The organism is Caballeronia sordidicola (assembly GCF_001544455.2).
GTDB classification, from domain to species: Bacteria; Pseudomonadota; Gammaproteobacteria; order Burkholderiales; family Burkholderiaceae; genus Caballeronia; species Caballeronia sordidicola.
Window position 1 is genome coordinate 594890 of sequence record NZ_FCOC02000001.1, and the last position, 21816, is coordinate 616705.

Consider the following 21816-nt stretch of genomic DNA (forward strand, 5'->3'; position numbering starts at 1 on the left):
AGTATTTTTCAAGATAAAGAAATGCCCCGGACACTGCTGCCCGGGGCATATTGGATAAACACGTGTTTTCAGCTTTCGAACACAGGCCTTAGTTCGGTCACCTTGATGGTCACATCCGGCGCGCGGCCCTTGCGCGCCCGCTTGCCAACATAGGCTTCCAGCGCGGCGCCCGTGAGCTTCTCGTCGCGCACCTTGCCGCCGCGCCCGGCGCCAGTCAGCACGAGGCCACGCTTGTCGATGGTCAGCGCCTGCCGCAACGTTTCCTTCGGCTCGAGCGCCACGAGGATCACGCCCCGCCCGCCGCCAGAGAGCGTCTTCATTTCATCTGTGCCGAACACCAGCAGCCGCCCGTTGCTCGTCAAGCACGCAACGTGCGTGGCGCCCGGCAGCACCGGCATGGGAATCAACGGAAGCGCGCCCTCGTCGATCGTCATGAACGACTTGCCCGCCTTCACGCGGCTGACCATATCGCCGAGTTTGGCCAGGAAGCCAAAACCGTTACTCGATGCCAGCAACAACGGTTGATCCACCGCCGCCGCGTAGTAATGCAGCAGATGCGTTCCCGACTCGAGTTCGATCAGCGACGTGACCGGCACGCCATCGCCGCGACCGCCCGGCAACGTGGCGACAGGCACGGAATAGACGCGCCCATTGCTGCCCCACGCAATCAAGATGTCGGGCGTGCGCGCCTGGAACGCGGCGTAGATGCCATCGCCCGCCTTGAACTGGAAACTCGCGGGGTCGAGGCCATGGCCCTTCAGCGCACGCACCCAGCCCTTCTGCGATACAACCACCGTCACCGGATCGTCGACTACACGCGCCTCGAACGTCGCGCGTTTTTCCGCCTGGATCAGCGTGCGGCGCTCGTCGCCATACGTCTTGGCATCGGCTTCGATTTCCTTGATCAGGAGGCGCTTCATGGCGGCGTCGCTGTTCAGCAACTCTTCGAGCTTCTCTTTCTCGCTGCGCAGGTCCTTCAGTTCCTGCTCGATCTTGATGGCTTCCAGCCGCGCGAGTTGCCGCAAACGGATTTCAAGAATGTCGTCGGCCTGGCGCTCGCTGAGCTTGAAACGCTGCATCAGCGCTTCCTTGGGATCGTCGGCTTCACGAATCACGCGGATCACTTCATCAATATTCAGGAAGACGATCATCCGCCCTTCGAGAATATGGATGCGGTCGTTCACCTTGCCCAGGCGATGCTGCGTGCGGCGCGTGACCGTGGTGAAGCGAAAGCCGATCCACTCGTGCAGGATTTCGCGAAGACCCTTCTGGCGCGGCCGTCCGTCCGCGCTGATCATGACCAGGTTGATCGATGAATTCGATTCCAGGCTCGTATGCGCGAGCAGCGAATGCACGAACTCGGTCTGGTCGATACGGCTCGACTTAGGTTCGAACACAAGGCGCACGGGCGCGTCGCGGCCGGATTCGTCGCGAACCGTGTCGAGCAGCGCGAGCATGGTCTGCTTCGTCTGCAACTGATCGGGGCTCAACGCCTTCTTGCCAAGCTTGATCTTCGGGTTCGTCAGTTCCTCGATTTCCTCGAGCACCTTCTGGCCCGACGTGCTCGGCGGCAACTCGGTGATCACGAGTTGCCACTGACCGCGCGCCATGTCCTCGATCTTCCAGCGCGCCCGCACCTTCAGACTGCCGCGGCCTGTTTCATAAGCCGCGGCGATTTCCGCAGGACTGGAGATGATCTGGCCGCCGCCGGGAAAATCGGGCCCCGGGATCATGTTCATGAGCTCGGCGTGCTCGATCTTCGGATTGCGGATCATCGCGACCGATGCGGCGGCGACTTCACGCAAGTTATGCGAAGGGATTTCGGTGGCAAGACCCACCGCAATGCCCGATGCACCGTTCAGCAGCGCAAACGGCAGACGCGCCGGCAAGAGCTTCGGCTCCTGGAACGAGCCGTCGTAGTTCGGCATGAAATCGACCGTGCCCATGTCGATTTCATCGAGCAGCAACTTGGCGATAGGCGTAAGGCGCGCCTCCGTGTACCGCATGGCCGCTGCGCCGTCGCCGTCGCGGGAACCGAAGTTGCCCTGACCGTCGATCAGCGGATAACGCATGGAGAAAGCCTGCGCGAGACGCACCAGTGCGTCGTAGGCCGACTGGTCGCCGTGCGGATGATACTTACCCAGCACGTCGCCCACCACGCGCGCCGACTTTACCGGCTTGGCCGTGTTTGCCAGGCCCATCTCGTTCATGGCGAACAGGATGCGGCGTTGAACGGGCTTCTGGCCGTCGCTGACATCAGGCAACGCACGGCCTTTGACCACGCTCACCGCATAGTCCAGATACGCGCGCTCGGCGTAGTCGCCAAGCGTCAGTTTTTCGCTATCGGGCGCGGCTTCTTGTTCCGCGAAGAGATCGTCCATCGAATTTCCAGTTTTATGCGTTGACGCGTTTCAGGTGCAGGCGGAAGCCGTCAGATATCGGCTTCGACTTCGTTGCCCTTCTCCTCCAGCCAGCTACGCCGCGACGCCGCTTCGCCCTTGCCCATCAGCATGGTCATGCGCGTGACCGTATCGTCGAAACCAAGCTCGCCAAGCTGGACCGGCAGCAGGCGGCGCGTGTCGGGATTCATGGTCGTGTCCCAAAGCTGCTCCGCGCTCATTTCGCCCAGGCCCTTGAACCGGCTGATCGACCACTGGGTTTCGCGCACGCCGTCCTTTCGCAGCTTGTCCAGGATGGCTTCGAGTTCGCCTTCGTCGAGGGCATAGAGTTTCTGCGCCGGTTTCTTGCCGCGAGCCGGGGCGTCGACACGAAACAGCGGCGGCCGCGCGATGCACACATTGCCCTGCTCGATCAATTGCGGGAAATGCTTGAAGAACAGTGTGAGGAGAAGAACCTGGATGTGCGAGCCGTCCACGTCCGCGTCCGACAGAATGCAGATCTTGCCGTAGCGCAGGTTCGAAAGATCGGCCTTGCTGTCGAGACTATCCGGACTATGCGGGTCGACACCGATCGCTACCGCGATGTCATGCACCTCGTTGTTGGCGAAGAGCCTGTCGCGCTCGGTTTCCCACGTGTTCAGCACCTTGCCGCGCAAGGGAAGAATGGCCTGAAATTCTTTATCGCGGCCCATCTTGGCGGAGCCGCCCGCAGAATCGCCTTCCACGAGGAAGAGTTCGTTGCGCGAGACGTCCGTGGATTCGCAGTCGGTAAGCTTGCCGGGCAACACCGCCACGCCGGAACTCTTGCGCTTCTCGACCTTTTGCCCGGCACGCGTGCGCGCCTGAGCCTGACGAATGACGAGTTCCGCGAGCTTCTTGCCGTACTCGACATGCTGGTTCAGCCACAATTCGAGCGCGGGCCGCGAAAACGAGGACACGAGTTTCACAGCGTCGCGGCTATTGAGACGTTCCTTGATCTGGCCTTGAAACTGCGGGTCGAGCACCTTCGCCGACAACACGAATGACACCCGCGCGAACACGTCTTCCGCGAGCAGCTTGACGCCTTTCGGCTGCAGGTTGTGCAACTCGACAAAGCTCTTGACCGCCTGGAACAGACCGTCGCGCAAGCCGGATTCGTGCGTGCCACCCGCCGGCGTGGGAATCAGGTTGACGTACGACTCGCGCAGCAACGGACCTTCCTCGCTCCACGCGACAACCCAACTTGCGCCCTCGCCTTCGGCAAAGGTTTCTTCGCTCGATTTGGCATTACCCGCAAAACGCTCGCCTTCGAACAACGGGATCAGAAGGTCGCTGCCGCCCATGCCTTCGAGCAGATAGCCCCTTAGTCCGTCTTCGTATTTCCAGCTCTGGCGCTCGCCGGTTTTCTCGTTGACGAGCACCACTTCCACGCCCGGCAGCAGCACGGCCTTCGAGCGCAACAGGCGCTGCAACTCGCCCACAGGCAAGTTCGGAGAATCGAAGTATTTCGGATTGGCCCAGGCGGTGACGCGCGTGCCCGACTTCTTCTCGCCGCGATTCATGGTCCGGGTTTCGAGCGGTTTGACTACGTCGCCATTCGCGAAACCGAGGTCGGCTACCTTGCCGTCACGCCAGACTGTCACGTCCAGCCGCGTGGACAGCGCGTTCGTCACCGACACACCCACGCCATGCAGCCCGCCCGAGAAGGTGTACGCTCCGCCGGCGGCCTTGTCGAACTTGCCGCCCGCATGCAGGCGCGTGAACACGATTTCGACGACCGGCACGCCTTCCTCGGGATGCATGCCGAATGGGATGCCACGTCCATCGTCTTCGACGGACACCGAATGGTCCGCATGCAGCGTCACCGTGATCTGCTTGCCATAGCCGCCGAGCGCCTCGTCCGAGGCGTTGTCGATGACTTCCTGAATGATGTGCAGCGGATTTTCGGTGCGGGTGTACATGCCGGGCCGTTGCTTGACCGGCTCGAGCCCCTTCAGCACCTTGATCGATGCTTCGCTGTATCCGCTGTTCTTGCCGCCTTCGGCGGCGCTGGGTTTTTTCGTTGACATGTCTGGACGTAGGTCCGGCGCTCCGGGCCGCCCGCGGCATGTTGAGCCGTGGCCGGGCCGGTCAGCCGGCGAATGCGTGAACAGTACGGAATTGCGCGTCAGTATCTTGCTTCCGCGGCGGCGAGCGCTGATTCGCGGCCAACTGCAGCCTCAAACCAACGCCGCCGAAAACGCGACGTATTTTACTGATTTCGACAAACTTTTCGATAAGGCGAATAAATCCGGTCTCAACAACCGGTTTTACTTGCGCTTGGCTTCCAGTTCTTCCCAGCGTTCGAGCGCGACCAGCAATTCTTCGTCGATCGCCGCGTGGCGCTCGCTCAACCGCGCGCCCTCTTTTGGATCTTTGGCAAAGACAGAACCGTCTTCCAGCTTCGCCGCAATGGACTTCTGCTCGGACTCGAGCGCGGCGATTTGCGCGGGCAACGCTTCAAGTTCGCGTACTTCCTTGTACGGGAGCTTGTTCGAGCGTTGTGAATTGCGTCCCGCGCCGCTGTCTTTCGGGCCGTCGTCCTTCTTCGCCTGCCTGGCCGTGTTGCGGGCGGCGTCCGCCACTATTTTCTCGGAGCGCTCGCGCTGGATTTGCCAGTCGGTGAAGCCGCCGACATATTCCCGCCACTTGCCTTCTCCCTCCGACGCAAACACCGACGTCACCACGTTATCCAGAAACTGACGGTCATGGCTGACCAGTAAAACCGTGCCATCGTAGTCGGTGAGCAGTTCTTCCAGCAGTTCGAGCGTCTGGATATCGAGGTCGTTGGTCGGCTCGTCCAGCACCAGCACGTTCGCCGGGCGTGCAAACAGGCGCGCGAGCAGCAGCCGGTTGCGTTCGCCGCCGGAAAGCGAGCGAACAGGCGAACGCGCGCGCTCCGGCGCGAACAGGAAGTCGCCGAGATAGCTCATCACGTGCTTCTTCACGCCGTTCACTTCGACCCATTCGCTGCCGGGACTGATGGTGTCGGCGAGGGTTTTGTCCAGATCGAGTTGTGCGCGCATCTGGTCGAAATACGCGACCTGCGTATTCGTGCCGGTGCGCACCGTGCCGCTGTCCGGCGCGAGTTCACCGAGAATCATCTTGAGCAGCGTGGTCTTGCCCGCACCGTTCGGCCCGATGAAACCAATCTTGTCGCCGCGCATGACAGTGGCGGTGAAGTTATCCACGATGATCCGGTCGCCGTACTTCTTCGTGACGTCAGTCAGTTCCGAGACGATCTTGCCCGAACGCTCGCCCTGGCCCACGTCGAGCTTCACATTGCCTTGCACGTTGCGGCGTTCGGCCCGTTCGTTGCGCATTTCGACCAGCCGCGCGATCCGTCCGACACTGCGCGTGCGCCGCGCTTCGACACCCTTGCGAATCCACACTTCTTCCTGCGCGAGAAGCTTGTCGAACTTGGCGGCTTCGACCTGCTCGATTTCAAGCTGCTGCGCCTTGCGCGTCTGGTAAGCGCTGTAATTGCCGGGATAGGACAGCAGGCGCCCACGATCCAGATCCACAATACGGGTTGCGACCTTGTCGAGAAACGCCCGGTCGTGGGTGATGAACAGGAGGCCCGTGCGCAGCGTGACCAGCAGGTCTTCGAGCCACCGGATGCCTTCGAAGTCAAGGTGGTTGGTCGGTTCGTCGAGCAGCAGCACGTCCGGTTGCACGACCAGCGCACGCGCCAGCGCCACGCGCTTTTTCATGCCGCCAGAAAGCGCACCCGAGCGGACGTCGCCATCAAGACCAATCTGTTGCAGCGTGGTGGCGACCCGCGTTTGCCAGTTCCACGCATCGCTTGTGTCCAGCGACGACTGCAGCGCGTTCATGCGCGCCATCAGCGCGTCGTGCTCCGGACCCTCGTGCGGCGCGTCCGCGAGCTGATGCGCGACGGCGTCGTAATCGTCGAGCAACTGGCGCGCGTGCGACAGCCCTGACGCGACAACGTCGAAAACCGACGCCTCGAGGTCGAACTCCGGCTCCTGCGGCACGTATACGGTCGTAAGCTCGTTCTGGCGCGTGATCAGGCCGTCGTCCGGCTTCGCCAGTCCCGCGATGATCTTCAGCAGCGACGACTTGCCCGCGCCGTTACGGCCGATAAGCCCGACGCGTTCGCCCGCTTCGAGTGAAAAGTCAGCGTGATCGAGCAACGCGACGTGGCCGAACGCGAGTTGCGCGTCGGAAATGGAATAAAGCGACATGGGAGGCAGCCGGAAAAGTGCAAATACTGGAAGCGGCCATTGTACCGGTCTTGGCCGGTGCGCCCGGACCCCTATGCCATCAGGTCTAGTAAAGACGCCTGTCTGGTTACAACTAAACGAATCGATTCCCGGGATTTTGAGATTCGGGCGGACTTCCTGGAAACGTCGGCACGACGTCCTCGCGAAGACCGCCCAACAGCCTTGCGGCTGCTTATTTCACGTGAATCTTGATCGTCTGGCTCATTTCGGGGCCGAACGACTGGTGCGCGCCGTCGCCGAATTGCAGCGTCAGTGTGTGATCGCCAGGAGGCAGCTTGATGTCCGCTTCCGTTTGCGCCTTGCCGAAATGAAGTGATTTTTCATTCGCGGGGATGACGAGGCCCTTTTGCATCGGGCCGGCATCGATCAGCAGGTGATGGTGGCCCTTGGTCGGATCGGTATCTCCCGCTGGTGCGAGCCCCATGCCTTCCAGTCCGAACACCACGTGCACCGGACTTGTAACCGTCGCGCCGTCTTTCGGCTGCACAAAAAAGACACGTGCTTCTGCGTGCGCCGCGGCGGCCACGAGAAACATGCTCGACAACACCAATCCCGACAACAGTTTCTTAAACATCATTTTTTTGCTCCCAAGAAGAGTGCGGCTGCCGATCTGCGAATTCAGCAGCCAAAACGGCTTCGTGCGTTACGTGATGCATGTCGCCCAGACGGCGCAAGACCTCGCGAAAACACACAAAAACCGCCGGCAGAGGATACACCGAGCCTGTGATAGAACGCACGTCGCATGAAGCTCCCCCTTTCCAGCGTCTTTAGCGTCCATTATTCGCCATGTTTTACCTGCGATGAGACGGTTCCCACATTCCGGTACCATGCGGTGCGCCAGACGTACCGATGGCAATGTTGCACCGGTGTAGAACTGTATTCTTGCCGCCAAATCGGCCGGCAGGAAAATTCACTATTTTTGTTGAACGAGAAAAAAGAGTCTGTCGTGAGCGAAGTCTTAGAATATAAAAGTTGGGTTTGCCTGATTTGTGGTTGGATATACAACGAAGAAGATGGCTTGCCGGAAGACGGCATTGCAGCCGGCACCCGTTTCGCCGATATCCCGGAAAGCTGGCGGTGTCCGCTATGCGACGTTGGCAAGGAAGATTTCGTGGCGGTCGAATTCTGAGCGCTTTGTCCGCGCCACGTCAGCGCGCGATCACAATCAATTCGCGGCTTTGGGCCGATACCGCCGCCTCATCCCAATCGCCAAACCAGTGAAGCTTGCCGAAACCCGCCTCGTGCAACAGCGCGGCAAGTTCGTCCTGGCTGCGAAATCGAAGTTCGCTTTGCGATATCAGCTCTTCTCCCGACGCCGAAAACCTGTAATGCGTGCTGAAGCGTACGACTGAGTGCGCGTGTTCGCTGACATTGTCGAGCCAGACTTCTACTTCGCCCGCTCCTTCCACCGCGATTTTCCTCAGCGAGCGCGCAGGCGTCCACGCGCCCCACGCGCGCGCTGCCGGATTGCGGCTTTCGAAGGCGAGTTCGCCGCCCGTACGCAACGCGTGCCGGGCGGCCTTCAGTGTCGCGAGAAAAGCGCTGTCATCGATAAAAACCTGCGCCACATGTCCCGTCATCAGCACCAGATCCGCAGGTGGCAAAAGGGCAAGCGCGCCTGCGTCTCCTTCAATCCAGTCCACCTGCGCGGCATGCGGGCGCTTGCGCGCCACTTGCAGCATTGCGCGCGCCGGATCGATGCCGATCACGCGAGCGCCTTGTGCCGCCAGTTCGCATGCAAGCAAACCAGTGCCGCATCCCAGATCGATCACACAACTCTTGCTGGCGGCGAGCGCGAGGTAAAAGGCGGTATCGGCGGCGGCGGGGTTGAGGGTGTCGTAGAGCGCGACGAGGCGTGGATCGGTGTAATGGGGCGATGGCATGTGGATCAGGATCAGCGGCTCAAATACGCAAGCGCGTCGCGCAGGGGTTGGCTGGGCACGAGTATGGACCCCGTAAACGGCGTGTCCAGGTCGAGGATCACGAGCACGGCGGACGCTATGGACAGCGCGCCGAGCGTGATGAGCACGAGCGCCAACGCGTTGCGCGGCGCGATCAGTCCGAAGCACAGGAAAATGACGACCAGCCAGAAGACCAGGATATGGTCGAACGGCGTCGATATCGAACCGCGCGCCTCCTCGACGATTTTCCATCGTTGCTCAATGAGATCGTTGAACTGGATCAGCGCTTCGTTATCGAGTCTCTGATGATAAGGGTCGCGCGGCTGCAGTTCCCGCACTTCCCGCTGCGCACGTTCGAGAAGCCCGCCCAGTTCGCGGCTGTCCAGATGATGCGCGCGCGGGTCGGGTGCGATGGTTTTCGGGAAGTAATCGCCGGGCGGCGGCGGTTCCTGCGTCCAGGTCGAAGCAATCGCGGCCGCCGTGTACGCGCGCAGGATCTGGCGCGGCGAATCGGCGTCGGGGCCGTACTGGCGCAGGCTGTTGTCGAGCTGGATCAGCGCGGTGGCGTAGGTGCGGATGTCGTTGTTGGTGGTATCGAACAAGGTTTTCGCCGATGCCGTGAGCAAGCCCAGCACGAGCGCCGCGAACGTGACGAGCATGCCAATCACGAGCTTCAGCAACTGCACGGTTTCAAACGCCGTGTGCTCTTTGGGCAATAACGGGCGCACGAATACGCCAAAGCCAGACGCCGCGAGTAAAAAGAAGAAAACAGCAGAGGCAGTTTCGAATTCAGTCATTGGCAATGGGAACGAGAGGGTTATCGCTGGCCTCTTGGCGATCGGTCGCCATAAGTAATGTAATAAGCTACGTTATTGAACGTATGTTCGAAATTGACGCTATTACCAACTCGAACGATAATCTGCCCGGCCTGGCCCACTCGCTTTCACATGACGAGATCGACCAATGAAAAAGAAAATGCCCCCGATGGCTGCAGTCGTTCTGAGCGCATGCGGTTTAGCCTGCATGGTGTCGAACGCGAACGCCAACACCGCCGCCGATAACATCCGGCTAAGCGCCGCGCCGCTCAACCACGCCACGCTTGGCAACGAATGCACGAACCGTTCGATCCAGCCGTTCGCCAGGCCAAACGACAATACTGCCTCCGACGATGCATTGCGCCTCGCGCTGAATGTGATCAAGGGAATGGCCGGCGGGACAGAGCACATGGCGCTGACGAAAGTTTGCGGCGAAAATTCGGCGTTGTAGGCGTGGAGCGGCTCTTAGACGCAAATGACGGGTTTTGCGCGAAATGCCTTTGATATACTCTGGCCGCTGCAACCGGGCAAACTGGTTACGTAGCCGGTAAATTACGATTCAAGGCTCGGCTTCAAGGCTCGTTACGGCGCTTCGTTTAGGAAGAAGCAGGTTAGCCGGAACGTACGCTTATATCCATCTCCCTGTAGTTCAATGGATAGAACAAGTGCCTCCTAAGCGCTAGATGCAGGTTCGATTCCTGCCAGGGGGACCAGATACCAGTTCACATCGGCTGCGCGTATTGCTGAAAGTCACAAGCGCATATTTTCGTAGACGGCTAAGCCCAAATCGAAGAGCAACAACGCAAACCAGCAATACCGCCAGAACGTTGGCGATGGCGGGCGCTTGCTCCAGTTTATCTTCCAGGCTGCCACGCTCACTAACACGGTCGCAATGCCGACTGCTTTCAGTCCTATCAGCACGCACAGGCCAAATGTCGCGATCAGGCTGACTGAACACCATGCGACGACCAAAAAATCGCATCGAATGGATGCAGCCGTCTTAGCATTCTCAGTGCGCGGCATCACGTAGGCTCTGTCTCGGTCGGCAGTTGGTACGGCGAGGAAGCCTGTTCCTGAACGCGACCAATGGCAGTCGCGCGACGTGGGCGGTGTTTCGCGTTGTATCTGGCGGCCGCGAATTTATCAACTCGCCTGAAAAACTTTTCCTTGATCTTCATTGACAACGAAGTAACACCTGTGCGAATGCCAAGCGTAGATTCGAGATCTAGCGTCGAAACATATTCCGGCTCGGTGACATACAACCGCAGCTTGTGCTCCCAATGCCGATCAATCGCGGTGTCGATTGCGTGGACAATTGAAGCTGTGTGCTTTAACAAAGTCGCAGCACCCGCTCGGGAGATTACGTAGCACTGTGTACCTACCGGCTGACGGTCCATCCACATGAGCTGGATGCCGCTTGGCATAGTGACGCACGGAATGCGCTTGCGCCGGTTTAGTCCCATCAACCGCACGACATCCCAGTGGTCATCATGGGTCACCAGCTCTTCCACTGTCGCCGCGAACCCGTGGTGAAGGCGGATGTCATCCTCCAGCACACACCACGCTTTGTCGTCAGAATTTAAAAGCTGCTTCCAGATTTCCCGATGGCTCAGATAACAGCCGATCTCGCCGTTCGTGAGTGGCCGGCCGTATCGGCGCATGCGCGACGCAACTTCCGTTGCAGATACATCAAACGACGGGTCCCGTACCCGTATTCCGTTGAAGAACTGAACGTCCAGACCATGCTGCTGAAATTGCTCGGCCATCAGCGCGCGTCGCTCGGTTGCGTCCGCAAGCGAAATACAGACGTATGAAACCACCGCTGCCATCTCGTCACCGTTTTATTTAAACCGATTCATAATTGTCGCTGACGAATAGTAAGAATTGCAGGAATTTTTGTACACTAATTTATTGGTAAAAATTGCCAAAAACGCGAAGAAGTCGCTATGTAAGGCGTTTCGGCCAGGTCAGACCGATCGAGTGCCGAGTGCACAAGAGGCAAATGTCGCTTTGCCGCAACGAAAGATCAGTAAACGCTTACCGCGAACCCATCCAGAACTCGTCATCGAGCGCTTCGAAGAAAAACGCTTCCAGCGCGTCTTCCGACAGATCATCGATAGTGATGCCGCGCAGGCGGCAGAGCAGATGAAGGGTCTCGTCGGCGGCGAGTACGAGATTGCGGAACGCGGTCGCGGTGGGATTATTCATGTCCATGACTCGGCTAACGGCCGCGCTGGACGTAACTTTAGAAAAATGCAGGAATTTCGCGCGTCGCCGCGGAGCGGAACGTATAAGCGAACGCGTACCGCCGTCAGGCATCAACCGCGAGTGCGTTCAGGAAAAACTCGCCGAGTTCATCGTCGGAGAGCGCTTCTATCGGAATTCCGCGCAGGCGGCAAATCAGTTCGAGCGTCTCGCCGGCTGCCCGGATCAAGTCGCGGGAGGTATCGAATGTGGGGTTCAAGGGTTCCATGTCAGTAATAACGGCGCGGCCGCGCTCAACTTTAAACGCCGCGCGCCAAGGACCGGCGGCATGACGTCAAACCCCGGCCCAACCGCCACCCTATTCCCGCTCGGCTGGAAAGCGCCGGTCCAGCTCGCGCTTCGCCCACATCAGCGCTTCATTTTCGGCAACGTTGCTGGTCGGCGCCATTTCGCCCGCGTTGGTCTTGAGCGGCAGCGCGCCCGCCTGTACCGACCAGTCCCAGCGGTCTCCACGCTTTTCAACGAACACGTCGATAGCATGTTCGCGGTGCATATAACGCATGGCTTCTCCCGTTGGCAGGCCGCGATCCTAGCACGCCGCGCACGGCATCAGCCCGCATGCTCGCTGCACCAGTCGATAGCCCACGCTCGCGCGCATGCAATGGCGTCGTTGTCGTTATCGAATGCATCGATATCGCCCGACTCGTGTCGTACAGGATGGCCATTGGCTCGCACGGCGGCCCGTGTTATGTGCGCCTGCGCGTAGTAGAGGCCATCCTGATCGTGCCGCGACCGGCAGTCGATGTGAAAGCCCTCATAGTCGAAACGCATGAACGTATTCCTCGCGAAAAAGTAAGCAGTCCACGAACAAACGCGCAAAACTCGTTCCGCGCGCATTCCACATCTGGCTAAAATACGCCGACCTCGCCCGCTCAGGATAACGGCGGGACACATACCGGCCCTCAAGGTCAATCTAGTCAGTCACGGATTCCGCCATGAAATTGTTCGTCGCCGTCGCGCTCTGCATGTGCTTCTCCGTCGCTCGCGCCTCGCCGGAAACCGATGCATGCGACGCTCATCGACAAAGCCTGGAACGGCAGATGGCCATCGCGCTGAACCGCGAAGACTCTGCCCAACTCGACACGCTGCAAGCCGCGCTCGACAAGACCAACGCCGAATGCACACCGGACGCCATCGCGCAACGCAAGGCCGACGCACTCAGGCGTCACAACGACGCCATCGCGCAAGCCAGGAACACGCTGCGCGCCTGGGAAGCCGAACTGGCGAGGGCGCAAAAGAAAGGTACGGACCAGCTTAATATCGCGGCATGGCAACGCAAGGTGAACCGGGCGCGCGCGGACCTCGACCGGGCAATCGCGCGACCCATTCAATAGCAATCAGGCAGATTACGGCCCCAAGGGTTTGTACCGACACACGTGTACCTAAAGTTTTACTTGCCGGAGCCGTTTAGCATTGATGGACCTCGTCACAGACACGAAGCCGCAGGGCGCGTTTTCCGCGCTTCTGGCGGACCAGGAGTTGACGCACCTCGAACTGGTGCTGCGGCGTTCGCTCATTGACGACGCGCTGAGCCCTATTCTCCCGCCGGCGTACTGGCGGGAGCGACTAGCGTTAATAGCGCGGGGATCGCACTTGTCGCACACGCAGATTCAGACGGTGCATCGGCTGTATTTGCAGATCGATGCATACGAGGCGAGTCATCGGACGATGCTCGATGCACCCCGGCTGACGCCCGATACCGGCAAATAACCACTCCCCGCCCGGGAAATTTGCCAGATATCCGCCGAACACGTGTCAGTGGCGATGGCGCATCCACCAGTCATGCAGGGAATCGTGGACCGAGCGGCCCATCATCCGCTCGCGAAATTCGTCGCGCCAGTCGTGCGCAAGCAAGCCAATCGCCAATGCGGCCAGCAACGCCAGGCCAACGAGAATATGTTCAAGTCCGTTCATGGCGCCCTCCGCTTCGGTCGACAGCCATGTATCAAGCATAGGTCACGCGATGAAAACCGGGTAATCGGAAAAGCCGCGTACCGCACCGTCGAACACGAATTCGAACCAGCGGCATAACGCTTGTTTCATAGGTTTTCCGACTGCCCGGCCAAGCTCGCAAATAGCGCCCTGGGCACTTTGGCTATACTTGCGCACCCACGTTCAAGCTTCGATTTGCGCCCCCATAAAAGGATTTGCATGACTCTCAAGCACGCCGCGCCGCGCGTGAATTCCGCGCTGATTGCATGCGTTATGACTTGCGCCCTGACCTTGCCGCCGTCAATGAGCGCCCATGCGCAAAATCAATCCGCGCAGCCTTCCCCTGCCCAGATGCTGCCGCCGGGACATCCCGCCGTGCAGCAGCCGTCACCACAAAGCGTCGCGGCCGAAGGCGTGCGCACGAGCGCGAACATTGCCCGAGGCGCGGCGGATATCTGCCACATCGATGCAGCGAAAATAGCGCGCTTCAAGGCCGTGGCGCGCAAGAACTTCACCGATGCGCCCGATTTCGACGGCGAATGGAACCTCGGCTACAAGGAAGCGCAATCGACCGTCGACCGGTTCGCCGCGCTCAAGACAAGCAACCCGCAAGAGTATGCGCAGAAGATCGGCGAGGCGTGCCCGGCGCTCTCGCGCGGTATCGATGAATCGACGGCGGGTCAGTAACCCGCTACGCGCTCGGCGTTTCGTCAGGCGTGCCGTAATGCGCGCGCTTTTCGAGGTACATGGCGGCGTCGGCGCGCTGCATCATGGCTTCGAGGCGCTCGCCGTCCTGCGCGGTGGCCGCGCCCATGGCAAAACTCAACGGCATGCCTGAATAGAACTGGTTGTTGACCTCCACCAGTTGCCGGATGCTGTCGATCACCGCCGCGCCGCCGCGTTCGTCCACGCCTGGCAAAAGCAGCACGAACTCGTCGCCGCCAATGCGCGCGGCGTGGCTTGGCTTCTCCACGGCCTTGCCCAACACTTCGCCCGCGCGCCGCAGCAACGCGTCGCCGGCGGCGTGTCCTAGCTGGTCGTTGACGGCCTTGAGGCCATTCACGTCCACGGCCACGGCCGTCACCGGGAACGGACCCTTGCGCTCGAGCCGGTTCATTTCATCGATATAAAACGAGCGGTTCTTCAGCTTCGTCAGCGCGTCGTGTTTGCCGAGGAATTCCAGGTACGCCTCCGCTTTCTTGCGCGCGGTGATGTCGGTCAACGCAACCAGCACGAGATCCCACTCGGCTTCATGTCCGGGGAAGACCGAAAACTGCAGATGCACGTTCAGTTGATGGCCTTCGAGCGAATAGTTGATCACTTCGCGTTGGTGAAAGAGGCGGTTCTCCCAAAGATCGATGAGCTGTTCCTGGAAATGTCCCACCATCTCGTCGCGAAAAACTTCGCCGAGGCGGCTGAGCAGCATGGCTTTGTCCGTGGCGCCGAACATGGTGAGCGTGTGCTGGTTCACGTCGAGCACGTGGATTTCCTGCATGCAGCGCTCGACGAATTCCGGATGCACGTTCGTGAACGTGCGGAAATCGACGATACCCCGATCGCGGATATCGTCCAGCAGCGACTTCACCGTGCTGAAATTTTCCACCCACAGCGAAACCGGCGAATGCTCGAACAGGCCGCGCGCGTAGAGTTCGCTGAGCGCCGCCTTGCGCCGTATATTTTCGAGTTCCGTGATGTCCTCGACTGTCACGAGCACACGGTCCCAGGTCGCTTCATGGCCCGGCAGAATGACCGCCTTGAGCAGGACGTCGAGGCGTTTTCCATCGAGCGCGTAGTTCACGGTCTTGCTCAGGAACTGCGTCTTTCCCGACCAGAGCTGCTCCAGTTCATCTGCGTGAGTGAGCAGCATGTCGTCGCGGAAAACCGCGCCGAGACTGTCCACCAGATGGTCGAAATCCCTTGCACCGAACAGCGTGAGCGTGCGCTGATTGACCTTGATCACGCGGATGCGCGACGAACACTCGGCAATGCGCGAGGTATCGGCGCGCAGGAATGTACGCAGATCAGCAACGCCGTTCGCGCGCCAGCCTTCGAACACTTCGCGCACTGCGCTGAAATCTTCGAGCCATAACGAGACGGGCGCGAGTTCGAACATATCGGCGTCGTCGGCGGCCGGATTCGGCGCCGGCGTCACGCTGTGCAATGCGCGCCCCAAGCTATTCGGCATGTCCATCCTTTCAAAAACGTGCGTGAAGCGTTTCAGGTATTAGTATTTTATGCGCACACGTCTCAAAAATATGCCGAAAGCCAAAAGTCCCGCGCCCGGGTCTGCCACTTGCGCTTGTCAGGCATGTTTGCTGCACCCGGCGTTCAAATACTCAACCGTCAAAGGAGGCGATGTCCCATGGCTGATTTTCGTATCTGGTCCGATGAATTCGCAGCAAACGGCTATCTGTCGAAGACACATGAATTCGATCAGCAGGCATTCGGCGTCGACGGTGAAAACCTCTCGCCCGCACTGCAGTGGGAAGGCGTGCCGCCCGAAGCGGAGAGCCTTGCGCTGACCGTCTATGACCCCGATGCACCCACGGGCAGCGGCTTCTGGCATTGGGTGGTCGCTAATATTCCGGCCGGGACGCACTCGCTCCCGCAGAACGCGGGGAAGGCGGATGGCAGCCTGCTGCCGGCCGGCGCGCTGCAACTGCGCAACGACTATGGGACGGTTGGCTTTGGCGGCACGGCGCCTCCGCGCGGCGACAAAGCGCACAGATACATCTTCCGGATCCATGCGCTGAAGGCCGCCCATTTGCCCGTGGATTCCGCCACGACAAACGCAGTCGCGCGCTTCATGATCCATCTCAACGAAATCGATTCCGCAACGTACACCGGGCTCTACGAACTGAAATAAGTTCGGATTCCCGGCGCATCGCTGGCAGCCGCTCGGGTGCGAAAGGACCCAGCGGCCGCGGCGTTGCTGCCGCTCGAAGTAAACTGACTGAAAGGCGCACGCCTTACACTTCGCGGCTCTCCTTCTCTTCCCTATCGATGGACGCAGAACAAGGCCTTCCGTATCCTCAGCGCTATTGGGCCATCCTGGTCGTTGCGCTTGGCATCACGCTCGCAGTGCTCGATGGCGCTATCGCGAACGTCGCGCTTCCGACTATCGCACGCAACCTGAACGCCAGTCCTGCCGACTCCATCTGGGTCGTCAACGCCTATCAGCTTGCCATCACGGTTTCGTTATTGCCGCTTGCTTCGCTGGGCGACCGGATTGGCTATCCGCGCGTGTACATGGCGGGGCTGGCGCTGTTCACGCTGGCATCGTTTGGATGCGCACTGTCGGGGTCGCTGACGTCGCTTGCAATCACACGCGTGATCCAGGGGTTCGGCGCGGCGGGAATCATGAGCGTCAACACCGCGCTCGTGCGCATGATCTATCCGCCCGAACACCTTGGCCGCGGCGTCAGCATCAACGCATCGGTCGTGGCCGTCTCGTCCGTGATCGGACCGACGGTTGCGTCCGGCGTGCTCGCCATCGCGCCGTGGCCCTGGCTCTTCGCGATCAATGTGCCCATCGGCATCGCGGCGCTCGCCGTGGGCTGGAAAGCGCTGCCGCACATGCCGGGCCATCGCCGGCCTTACGACTACATCAGCGCGTTGATGAACGCCGTGGTGTTCGGCCTCGCGATCACCGCCGTCGACGGGCTTGGCCACGGCGAGCATCGTCCATTCGTGATTGCTGAATTTGTGGTGGCGGGCGTTATCGGCTACTTCTTCGTGCGTCGGCAACTGACGCAAACGGCGCCGCTGCTGCCGGTGGACTTGCTGCGCATTCCGACTTTCGCGCTGTCGGTCGCGACATCGTTTTGTTCATTCACCGCGCAAATGCTGACTTTTGTCTCGCTGCCTTTCCTGCTGCAGAACACGCTCGGCATGACGCAGGTCCAGACAGGCTTCCTGATGACGCCCTGGCCTCTGGTGATCGTCTTCATAGCGCCGCTCGCCGGCATGCTCTCGGACCGGTATTCGGCCGGAGTGCTTGGCGGGATCGGGCTGGCCTTGCTGAGCGCCGGCCTGCTGCTGCTCGCGACCACGGGCGCGCATCCGGCTCCCTTCGACATAGCGTGGCGCATGGCGCTTTGCGGCCTCGGCTTCGGGCTCTTCCAGTCGCCGAACAACCGGCAGATGCTGTCGTCGGCGCCACGCAACCGCAGCGGCGGCGCGAGCGGCATGCTCGGCACCGCGCGGCTTTCCGGACAAACACTGGGCGCGGCGCTCGTCGCGTTGATCTTTGGTGTCGCGCCGCTGCACGGGCCCACGATCACGCTGATCGTTGCAGCCTGTTTTGCAGCAGCCGCTGCAGGCGTCAGCCTGTTGCGCATGTCCCACAACAAGACTTCGGCCGCCGCCTGAACCACGCTCGCCGCCCAAGCCGCTCAAGCCTTTAGGCACACCCTTTGCTGCGTTGATCGAATGCGGTTCTGGACGCCAGAACCAGTCCTTCAATGCATCAAAGGAGCTTACACATGACCGCTTCCCTGAACGGTTACAAGGTCGCGATCCTTGCCGTCGATGGCTTCGAACAAGCCGAACTCGTCGAGCCGCAGAAGGCGCTCAAGGCGGCCGGCGCGAAAGTCGATGTGGTGTCGCAAAAGCCGGGGCAGATCCAGGGCTTCGTTCACACCGACTTAGGCGACAAAGCCAACGTAGACATCACGCTCGACAAGATCAATGCCGCCGATTACGACGCGCTCGTGCTCCCGGGCGGCGTGGTGAATGGCGACGCGATCCGCATCGATACAAAGGCGCAAGGCATCGTCAAGCAATTCAACTCGGATGGCAAGCCCATCGCCGTGATTTGCCACGGCGGCTGGTTGCCGATCTCATCGGGCATTGTTTCAGGACGGACGATGACAAGCTGGCCCACGCTGCAGGACGACATCCGGAACGCGGGCGGAACGTGGGTTGACGAGGAAGTGCATCGCGATGGCAATCTCATCACGAGCCGCAAGCCCGACGACATTCCCGCGTTCAACAAAGCCATCATCGAGGCGCTGAACGAGCGGCCGAAGGCGGCCTGAGCGTTCGCGAGTTCGGCTCGCGTCCGATCTTCTCGAGCGCGGCACATCGCCAGGCTAAGGGTATCTCATCATGACCGCCGTTCAGGACAGGGCTGTTCCACACGATCCGCAACACCGGCTGGCCCACGAGGATTCGACCATGCAAATCCAGTTTTCCGACGATCAACCCGTCTACGACGGCGACGATTTCGCGCTTCACTTCACCGCCCTGGTCGACGCGGAGCCTGTTGTCTGCTCCATTTCCGCCGAAGCGCTCGAAGATCATTTTGGCGCGGCGTCAGCGCGCGAAGACGATCTAAGGAACGCATTCACACAGGGGCGCGCGCGGATTCTCTCAGTGTGTACGGAAGCGCTCGATCGCAATGGCGGGGAAAGTGTCGTGCTGCGCAGTGGCTTGTTCCGTGTCGCGGGCATGGAGCCGGAATGACGGCTTGAGCGCGCGCTCGATTGACTCGATTCAACGTTTTCCGGGAGATCCTCATGTCGCTGATCATCGCTGGACGATTTCAAACATTTCCAAAAGCCGAGGCCGCGGCACAGCGCCTATTCGCACGCGGGTTTGTGGAGGAGGACGTCACGCTGTTCTACGTTGCGCCGAGCGGCCAGCACTCGCGCCTCAATACCGGCGGCGACCACAGTGCCAATGCCGGCGCCAAAGATTCATCGAAAGGCGCGGGTAAAGGCGTGACAATCGGCGCCGTGCTCGGTGCAATCGTCGGTGCAGCCGTTTTCCTCGTGTTCAAGGCGCCGTGGCTTGCCGCAGTTGTCGCAGCGGGCGTGGGCGCGTACGTCGGGTCGCTGGCGGGCGCCATGGCGCAATCGAAGTCCGGCAAGCGCGCCCCGCAGGATGCAACCAGCGCCGACAACCACGGCTCCGCGAATGCAATCGATGCGCGCCAATCCGGCGTTCTCGTGGCGGTGCATTGCGCCCCGGAGCAGCAGACGGAAGCCGCATCGATTCTCCGGGACGCCGGCGGCATGGAAGTAGAACGTGCCTCGGGACAGTGGAGAAACGGACGCTGGGCCGATTTCGATCCGGTCAAGCCACCGGAGCCGGTCAAGGAATTCGCTGAACCGCGGCCCTGAGAAACACGCTGAAGTTGTTCGTGACCGCCGTGCGTGCATCAACCGCCAGCGGTCCTTTTTTTTATGTGTCACAAGGTCATTCAGGCACGCCCGTTGCGACTGTACTTGCGACCACGGTCCGATAGGATTTTGCGGAATATCTTCCGCAAGACCCGGCCGCGGGCCATCTTCGATAACTCACAGGAGGTTCCACATGAGCACGAACATCGTCTCGGTACTCAACGATCTGATTGAAACGTCGAAGGACGGCGAAAAGGGCTTCAGGAAGGCTGCAGCCGATACGAAGGATGCGTCGCTTCAGCAATTGTTCACGGGCCGCGCGGACGACTGTGCTCGCGGCGCAAGCGAACTTCAAAACGTGGTTCAGGGACTGGGCGGCAAGCCGGAAACTGGCGGAAGCGTGGGCGGTGCGTTGCACCGTGGATGGGTGGACGTGAAGGCGGCGGTCAGCCATCGTACCGATCATGCAATCCTTGAGGAATGCGAGCGCGGTGAAGACGTCGCGAAGAAGAATTATCGCGAAGCACTGGACAAGGAACTGCCCGCCGATGTGCGCGCAGTCGTCGAACGTCAGTACCAAGGCGTGATCCAGAACCACGATCGCATCCGCGATCTTCGCGACCAATACGCAGCGGCCGCCAAGTCCTGATTTAGGCCAGGGCTGTAGTGCATGAAAAAAGCCGCCGCGCTGTGACAGCGCGGCGGCTTTTTTAATTGGAGTGGCACGAAAGGAAAGCTTGTGAGGCGTCCGGCTCCGCCATCCATTCCAGCGGGCGAAGATCGAAGCTCGAAAAACTAAAAAGCCGCGCTCGTGGCCGAGCGCGGCTTTTCTTTCAAGACTCTTGATAGGGCTGCGCCTACATCAATGCGGCGCACCTTTGTCGTTTGTGCCCATCGCTGACGCCGCTGCTGCTGCAGAAGCGCCGTGCAGATGCGACTTCTTGTCTTGCTGATGCAGGGTCGTGCCGCCCATGCCCTTCTTATGCATGCTCATTGTGCCCGACGCTGCCATCGCGCTGTCTGCATCACTCGGTCCGCCTGAATTGCCACCACCACCGCCCGCTGCTCCTCCGCCCGACTGCGCCATCGCCGGGGCCGCCAAAGCAAAAGCCACTGCACCAAGCAAAGCAAATTTCTTCGTATTTTTCATGGTCATCTCCAGTTCCTTGTGAGCCGGGCATCCGCGATAAAACCAGACGCTCCGGAATCCAGTCATGTTATTCGTAGTTCTGATCAATTATGTCCGCCGTCATATCATCAACGGTCAGAGTAAAAGTGCGGACGACCTCTCAGCGCGTCCGCATCATCTTCTCTTTAATGCTTACTGCACAACCTTCAGGTGATTCTTGACCGACTCGACGCCATCAACCTTTGCCACCACATCTTCAGCACCGGTCTTGTCGTCGGCCGTCGGCACCGTGCCCGTCAGCGAAACAATTCCGGCACGCGTCTTAACGTGGATGTGCGTGGACTTGACATTCTTCGCGCCCAGCAACTCAGCCTTGACCTTCGTCGTGATTGCAGAGTCATCGACCTTGGTGCCGATCGACGTGGAAGCGCCTGTTGTGTGCGTAGCAGTCTGCGCGTTGACGTTCAGCGCGAAGACCACACAAGCAATACCGCCAGCTGCCTTCAGGAATTGGGTCGACTTCATAGAAATTCTCCTTTTTATCGAATTAACAGGACTGCGGAGTCCGCTGTCCTGGCTGAATCGCAGGCCGCCTCGTACGGCCGCAGCTTTGTTGCTGCACTAACCTGCTCGTATTCATACCGGGAGTGTCAAACATCCTGGTCGCTCTCCCTACCGCAAGTATCATGCCGGACGCGTCCGGTAACTCGTGGACACGCCGCGCACGAATTGCCAGGGCCATATGTGGCAAAGCATGGCGCCTGTTTTTACATGTGATGTTTTCTGTCCCCACGCTGCACAGTCCCAAACTTCAGGACCGCCGCGCTTTGCCGATACGCGTGTAAAAAGTGCGCGAAACCGGCTCGCATTAACGGCATGCAGCCAGATGCCACTCCCGGAAATCTGCATTGAATCGTGTGTTCACGCACGCTGCACAACAATCATCGATCGCATGGCACGAGTGTTGCTTTTAGAGGTCGCACGA

The 21816-nt window shown here is 60.2% G+C and carries 26 protein-coding genes and 1 tRNA gene; 12 read left to right on the top strand and 15 right to left on the bottom strand.

Features of this window, described 5'->3' with window-relative positions; genetic code table 11:
- Nucleotides 1–68: 68 nt before the first annotated feature.
- From parC to AWB64_RS02575, 4 genes are all read right to left on the bottom strand, one after another.
- Nucleotides 69–2381 (bottom strand): DNA topoisomerase IV subunit A, encoded by a 2313-nt coding sequence (gene parC / locus AWB64_RS02560; protein WP_060817027.1) that lies wholly within the window; start codon nucleotides 2379–2381, stop codon nucleotides 69–71.
- A 50-nt stretch (nucleotides 2382–2431) separates the two neighbouring features.
- Nucleotides 2432–4447, bottom strand: coding sequence for a DNA topoisomerase IV subunit B (locus AWB64_RS02565; protein WP_060817028.1), 2016 nt, complete (start codon nucleotides 4445–4447; stop codon nucleotides 2432–2434).
- A 240-nt stretch (nucleotides 4448–4687) separates the two neighbouring features.
- Entirely contained in the window at nucleotides 4688–6625 is a 1938-nt protein-coding gene (locus AWB64_RS02570) for an ATP-binding cassette domain-containing protein (RefSeq protein WP_060817029.1), read from the bottom strand.
- Nucleotides 6626–6836: 211 nt separating this feature from the next.
- Nucleotides 6837–7238: a DUF4399 domain-containing protein gene (locus AWB64_RS02575; RefSeq protein ID WP_374728601.1), complete on the bottom strand. Its 402-nt coding sequence runs from the start codon at nucleotides 7236–7238 to the stop codon at nucleotides 6837–6839.
- 372 nt (nucleotides 7239–7610) lie between these two features.
- Between AWB64_RS02575 and AWB64_RS02580 the strand changes: the two genes are divergently transcribed.
- On the top strand, nucleotides 7611–7793 hold the full coding sequence (locus AWB64_RS02580) for a rubredoxin (protein WP_060817190.1): 183 nt from the start codon (nucleotides 7611–7613) through the stop codon (nucleotides 7791–7793).
- A gap of 19 nt (nucleotides 7794–7812) precedes the next feature.
- Here the strand turns inward: AWB64_RS02580 and AWB64_RS02585 are convergent, their stop codons facing one another.
- Together AWB64_RS02585 and AWB64_RS02590 are read right to left on the bottom strand one after the other, a co-directional pair.
- Entirely contained in the window at nucleotides 7813–8547 is a 735-nt protein-coding gene (locus AWB64_RS02585; protein WP_060817031.1) for a class I SAM-dependent methyltransferase, read from the bottom strand.
- A gap of 11 nt (nucleotides 8548–8558) precedes the next feature.
- Nucleotides 8559–9362 (bottom strand): bestrophin-like domain, encoded by an 804-nt coding sequence (locus AWB64_RS02590; RefSeq protein WP_060817032.1) that lies wholly within the window; start codon nucleotides 9360–9362, stop codon nucleotides 8559–8561.
- Between the two features lie 187 nt (nucleotides 9363–9549).
- On the opposite strand from AWB64_RS02590, the gene AWB64_RS02595 reads away from it, so the two are divergent.
- Nucleotides 9550–9831: a hypothetical protein gene (locus tag AWB64_RS02595; protein WP_157766570.1), complete on the top strand. Its 282-nt coding sequence runs from the start codon at nucleotides 9550–9552 to the stop codon at nucleotides 9829–9831.
- Nucleotides 9832–10018: 187 nt separating this feature from the next.
- Nucleotides 10019–10093, top strand: a tRNA-Arg gene (locus AWB64_RS02600).
- Between the two features lie 309 nt (nucleotides 10094–10402).
- Here AWB64_RS02600 and AWB64_RS02610 read toward each other — a convergent pair.
- From AWB64_RS02610 to AWB64_RS02620, 5 genes are all read right to left on the bottom strand, one after another.
- Entirely contained in the window at nucleotides 10403–11209 is an 807-nt protein-coding gene (locus tag AWB64_RS02610) for a glycosyltransferase family 25 protein (protein WP_060817035.1), read from the bottom strand.
- A gap of 208 nt (nucleotides 11210–11417) precedes the next feature.
- On the bottom strand, nucleotides 11418–11588 hold the full coding sequence (locus AWB64_RS31465) for a hypothetical protein (protein ID WP_157766571.1): 171 nt from the start codon (nucleotides 11586–11588) through the stop codon (nucleotides 11418–11420).
- Nucleotides 11589–11691: 103 nt separating this feature from the next.
- Nucleotides 11692–11844 carry a hypothetical protein gene (locus AWB64_RS31470; protein ID WP_157766572.1) on the bottom strand — a complete coding sequence of 51 codons (153 nt, stop codon included), beginning with the start codon at nucleotides 11842–11844 and terminating at the stop codon, nucleotides 11692–11694.
- Between the two features lie 99 nt (nucleotides 11845–11943).
- Nucleotides 11944–12147 carry a hypothetical protein gene (locus tag AWB64_RS02615; RefSeq protein ID WP_060817036.1) on the bottom strand — a complete coding sequence of 68 codons (204 nt, stop codon included), beginning with the start codon at nucleotides 12145–12147 and terminating at the stop codon, nucleotides 11944–11946.
- Nucleotides 12148–12194: 47 nt separating this feature from the next.
- Nucleotides 12195–12416, bottom strand: coding sequence for a hypothetical protein (locus AWB64_RS02620; RefSeq protein ID WP_060817037.1), 222 nt, complete (start codon nucleotides 12414–12416; stop codon nucleotides 12195–12197).
- Between the two features lie 164 nt (nucleotides 12417–12580).
- Here AWB64_RS02620 and AWB64_RS02625 point away from each other — a divergent pair, with 164 nt between their 5' ends.
- On the top strand, nucleotides 12581–12979 hold the full coding sequence (locus AWB64_RS02625; protein WP_060817038.1) for a DUF1090 family protein: 399 nt from the start codon (nucleotides 12581–12583) through the stop codon (nucleotides 12977–12979).
- Nucleotides 12980–13061: 82 nt separating this feature from the next.
- Nucleotides 13062–13355 (top strand): hypothetical protein, encoded by a 294-nt coding sequence (locus AWB64_RS02630; RefSeq protein ID WP_060817039.1) that lies wholly within the window; start codon nucleotides 13062–13064, stop codon nucleotides 13353–13355.
- A gap of 45 nt (nucleotides 13356–13400) precedes the next feature.
- Here AWB64_RS02630 and AWB64_RS02635 read toward each other — a convergent pair whose 3' ends face one another.
- Complete coding sequence (locus AWB64_RS02635; protein WP_157766573.1) at nucleotides 13401–13559, bottom strand: hypothetical protein; 159 nt, start codon at nucleotides 13557–13559, stop codon at nucleotides 13401–13403.
- Nucleotides 13560–13796: 237 nt separating this feature from the next.
- On the opposite strand from AWB64_RS02635, the gene AWB64_RS02640 reads away from it, so the two are divergent.
- Nucleotides 13797–14264 carry a hypothetical protein gene (locus AWB64_RS02640; RefSeq protein ID WP_244163908.1) on the top strand — a complete coding sequence of 156 codons (468 nt, stop codon included), beginning with the start codon at nucleotides 13797–13799 and terminating at the stop codon, nucleotides 14262–14264.
- 4 nt (nucleotides 14265–14268) lie between these two features.
- Here the strand turns inward: AWB64_RS02640 and AWB64_RS02645 are convergent, their stop codons facing one another.
- A complete protein-coding gene (locus AWB64_RS02645) occupies nucleotides 14269–15768 on the bottom strand; it encodes a sensor domain-containing diguanylate cyclase (protein WP_099050473.1) in 1500 nt (499 codons plus the stop codon).
- Between the two features lie 171 nt (nucleotides 15769–15939).
- Between AWB64_RS02645 and AWB64_RS02650 the strand changes: the two genes are divergently transcribed.
- From AWB64_RS02650 to AWB64_RS02675, 6 genes are all read left to right on the top strand, one after another.
- Nucleotides 15940–16443, top strand: a complete 504-nt coding sequence (locus AWB64_RS02650; protein ID WP_060817042.1) for a YbhB/YbcL family Raf kinase inhibitor-like protein — start codon at nucleotides 15940–15942, stop codon at nucleotides 16441–16443.
- Nucleotides 16444–16580: 137 nt separating this feature from the next.
- The gene (locus tag AWB64_RS02655) at nucleotides 16581–17948 is read left to right on the top strand and encodes an MFS transporter (RefSeq protein ID WP_060817043.1); all 1368 of its coding nucleotides are present in this window, start codon (nucleotides 16581–16583) and stop codon (nucleotides 17946–17948) included.
- Between the two features lie 113 nt (nucleotides 17949–18061).
- Nucleotides 18062–18616: a type 1 glutamine amidotransferase domain-containing protein gene (locus AWB64_RS02660; RefSeq protein WP_060817044.1), complete on the top strand. Its 555-nt coding sequence runs from the start codon at nucleotides 18062–18064 to the stop codon at nucleotides 18614–18616.
- A 70-nt stretch (nucleotides 18617–18686) separates the two neighbouring features.
- The gene (locus tag AWB64_RS02665) at nucleotides 18687–19043 is read left to right on the top strand and encodes a DUF1488 family protein (protein WP_060817045.1); all 357 of its coding nucleotides are present in this window, start codon (nucleotides 18687–18689) and stop codon (nucleotides 19041–19043) included.
- Nucleotides 19044–19096: 53 nt separating this feature from the next.
- The gene (locus AWB64_RS02670; RefSeq protein WP_060817046.1) at nucleotides 19097–19702 is read left to right on the top strand and encodes a hypothetical protein; all 606 of its coding nucleotides are present in this window, start codon (nucleotides 19097–19099) and stop codon (nucleotides 19700–19702) included.
- Between the two features lie 193 nt (nucleotides 19703–19895).
- Nucleotides 19896–20351, top strand: a complete 456-nt coding sequence (locus AWB64_RS02675) for a PA2169 family four-helix-bundle protein (protein WP_060817047.1) — start codon at nucleotides 19896–19898, stop codon at nucleotides 20349–20351.
- Nucleotides 20352–20564: 213 nt separating this feature from the next.
- Here the strand turns inward: AWB64_RS02675 and AWB64_RS02680 are convergent, their stop codons facing one another.
- Together AWB64_RS02680 and AWB64_RS02685 are read right to left on the bottom strand one after the other, a co-directional pair.
- The gene (locus AWB64_RS02680) at nucleotides 20565–20852 is read right to left on the bottom strand and encodes a hypothetical protein (RefSeq protein ID WP_060817192.1); all 288 of its coding nucleotides are present in this window, start codon (nucleotides 20850–20852) and stop codon (nucleotides 20565–20567) included.
- 171 nt (nucleotides 20853–21023) lie between these two features.
- The gene (locus AWB64_RS02685) at nucleotides 21024–21356 is read right to left on the bottom strand and encodes a BON domain-containing protein (protein ID WP_060817048.1); all 333 of its coding nucleotides are present in this window, start codon (nucleotides 21354–21356) and stop codon (nucleotides 21024–21026) included.
- Nucleotides 21357–21816: the final 460 nt, after the last annotated feature.